4 protein-coding genes are annotated in these 2572 nt (G+C 69.6%); all 4 read right to left on the minus strand.

Annotated elements, in window-relative coordinates:
• Positions 1–520: FAD/NAD(P)-binding oxidoreductase (locus G3N99_RS38380; protein ID WP_206124990.1), on the minus strand; the 520-nt coding region annotated here is incomplete at its 3' end.
• A complete protein-coding gene (locus tag G3N99_RS38385; RefSeq protein ID WP_206124991.1) occupies positions 517–861 on the minus strand; it encodes a (2Fe-2S)-binding protein in 345 nt (114 codons plus the stop codon). The genes G3N99_RS38385 and G3N99_RS38380, both read right to left, overlap by 4 nt.
• 2 nt (positions 862–863) lie before the next feature.
• Positions 864–1658: an ABC transporter permease gene (locus G3N99_RS38390; RefSeq protein ID WP_206124992.1), complete on the minus strand. Its 795-nt coding sequence runs from the start codon at positions 1656–1658 to the stop codon at positions 864–866.
• The coding region (locus G3N99_RS38395) for an ABC transporter permease (RefSeq protein ID WP_241012067.1) at positions 1655–2572 on the minus strand (918 nt) is incomplete at its 5' end. The genes G3N99_RS38395 and G3N99_RS38390, both read right to left, overlap by 4 nt.

The following is a 2572-nucleotide window of genomic DNA, read 5'->3' on the forward strand; positions in this document are numbered from 1 at the left end:
TCGCATACTGGTACGCGACGAGATACAGCAGCGGCCCCGTGCCCGCGAACACGATGCGTCGGCCGATCGCGCAGCCCTGCGCCTTCAGCGCGACCTGTGCGCCGCCGAGCGTATAGACACCCGCGAGGGTCCAGCCCGGCACCGGCAGCATGCGGTCAGTCGCGCCGCTCGCGACGATCAGGTGCGAATACGGCACGGTCACTTCGCGGCCGCCCTGCAGCGAATCGACGCGGCCCGCGCCGCACGCCCACGCGAGCGTGTCCGGCCGGTAGTCGACGTGCGGCAGCAGCGCGGCCATGGTCCGGTGCACGGCGTCGGCCTTGGCGGCCTCGAACCCGTACAGCGTGCGCTTGCCGCGCGAGAAAGCGCCGTCTGTTGGCGGTTGCCGGTAAATCTGCCCGCCCCAGCGCGCGTTCTCGTCGATCACGACGGGGCGCAGCCCCGCGTCGACCAGCGCCTCGGCTGCGCGTACACCGGCCGGGCCCGCGCCGACGATCACCGGTTGCAGTGCGTCGTTCATCGCGCGTCTCCGGTTGCAACGGGCTGCGCGGCGGTGACGATCCGCATGCCGTCGGCGATCGGCGTCGAGCATGCGCGCACGCGTGCGCCTGCCTCGGTGCGCACCCAGCAGTCCTGGCACGCGCCGATCAGGCAGAAGCCCGCACGCGGCAGGCCGCTGAATTCGCTGACGCGCACGCGACGCTGCGCGACGAGGATCGCGGTGAGCACGGTGTCGCCGGCCAGTGCCTGCGCGGGATGGCCGTCGAGCGTGAACGCAATCGCGGCGCGCTCGCGCTCGGCGACGCGCACGAACTGCGCGCCGTCGTCCACGGGTTCGGTTGAGCGGGAAACGGAAGTCATCGTCAGTGTTGGCCGATCAGGATGCGGTTCAGGCCGTACACGCGATCGAGCAGCAGCATCGCGCCGGCGGTGATGAAGATGACGAGCGCCGACACCGACGCCATCATCGGGTCGATCGACTCGGTCGCGTACATGTACATGCGCACGGGCAGCGTGACCGTCTGCGGCGACGTGACGAAGATCGACATCGTCAGCTCATCGAAGCTGTTGATGAACGCGAGCAGCCAGCCGCCGGTGATGCCCGGCACGATCATCGGCAGCGTGATGCGGCGGAAGGTCGTCCACGGGTCCGCGCCGAGCGAGCACGCGGCCTGCTCGATGCTGCGGTCGAGGCCGGCGACGGACGCGAGCACGAGCCGCATCACGAACGGCGTGATGACGATCATGTGCGCGAGCACGAGCCATGCGAACGAGCCGGTCGCGCCGATCAGCGCGAAGAAGCGCAGCAACGCGATGCCGAGCACGAGGCCGGGGATTACCAGCGGCGACAGCAGCAGCCCGTTCAGGAGCGCGCGGCCGGGAAACGTCGCGCGGCCGATCGCGAGGCCCGCCGGCAGCGCGATCGCGAGCGACAGCGTCGCCGATGCGAAGGCGAGCTTCAGGCTGTTGAAGAACGCGGTGACGAAGTCGGGGTAGTCGAGGATCGCGCGGAACCAGCGCAGCGACAGCCCGTGGGTCGGCAGCGTCAGCGTTTCGTCCGGCGTGAACGCGACCAGCACGACGATCACGAGCGGCGCGAGCACGAACACGATCACGAGCGTGTGGAACGCGAGGGCGAAGGGGCCGTTCTTTCTCATCGGGTTGCGCCTCCGAGGCTGCGCGCGTAGCGGCGTTCGAGCACGCGGTAGTAGGTGAGCATCACGACGAGGTTCGCGACCAGCAGCAGGACCGCGATCGTCGCGCCGAGCGGCCAGTTCAGCGAGCCGAGGAATTCGTCGTAGACGGCCGTGGCGGCAACCTTCAGCCGGCGCCCGCCGAGCAGGCCGGGAATCGCGAACGCGCTCGCCGACAGCCCGAACACCATCAGGCTGCCCGACAGCACGCCCGGCATCAGTTGCGGCAGCACGATGCGGCGCAGCGTCGTGAACGGCGATGCGCCGAGCGACAGCGCCGCGTGCTCGGTCTGCGGATCGAGCCGTTGCAGCGCGGTCCACACGGGAATCACCATGAACGGCAGCATCACGTGCACCAGTGCGATCACGATCGCGAAGGTCGTGTATTCGAGCTTGTACGGCCCGAGGCCGACGAGCCCGAGCGTCCGGTTCACGAGCCCGCTCGTGTTCAGCAGCATGCTCCAGCCGAACGCGCGCACGACGATCGACACGAGCAGCGGCGCGAGGATCGCGAGCAGGAACAGCGAGCGCCACGGGTCGCGCATTTTCGACAGCACGTACGCTTCGGGCGTGCCGACCGCGACGCAGATCGCGGTCGTGAGCACGGCGATCCCGAAGGTGCGCAGGAAGATCGTGTGGAAGTACGACGAGCCGAGCACTTCCGCGTAGTTGCCGAACTGGAACGCGGCGATCGCGCCCGTCGCCGGGTCGAAGCGGTAGAACGTCAGCACGAACGTCATCGCGAGCGGCACGAGCACGAGCGCGGCGAACAGCGCGAATGCGGGTGCGCACATCAGCCATAGCGGCGCATGCGCGCGCCAGGTCGCGCGCGGTGCGCGTCCGGCGGCGGCGTGTGCCGGCGTGGTATCGGCGGCAAC

Origin of the sequence: Burkholderia sp. Ac-20392, assembly GCF_017104585.1 — a bacterium.
In the GTDB taxonomy this organism is placed as follows: domain Bacteria; phylum Pseudomonadota; class Gammaproteobacteria; order Burkholderiales; family Burkholderiaceae; genus Burkholderia; species Burkholderia lata.

What these genes read in the sequence shown, in the direction of transcription:
- G3N99_RS38390 (WP_206124992.1), bottom strand. Translation starts at nt 1,658, where the DNA reads ATGAGAAAGAACGGCCCCTTCGCCCTCGCGTTCCACACGCTCGTGATC.
- G3N99_RS38385 (WP_206124991.1), bottom strand. Translation starts at nt 861, where the DNA reads ATGACTTCCGTTTCCCGCTCAACCGAACCCGTGGACGACGGCGCGCAG.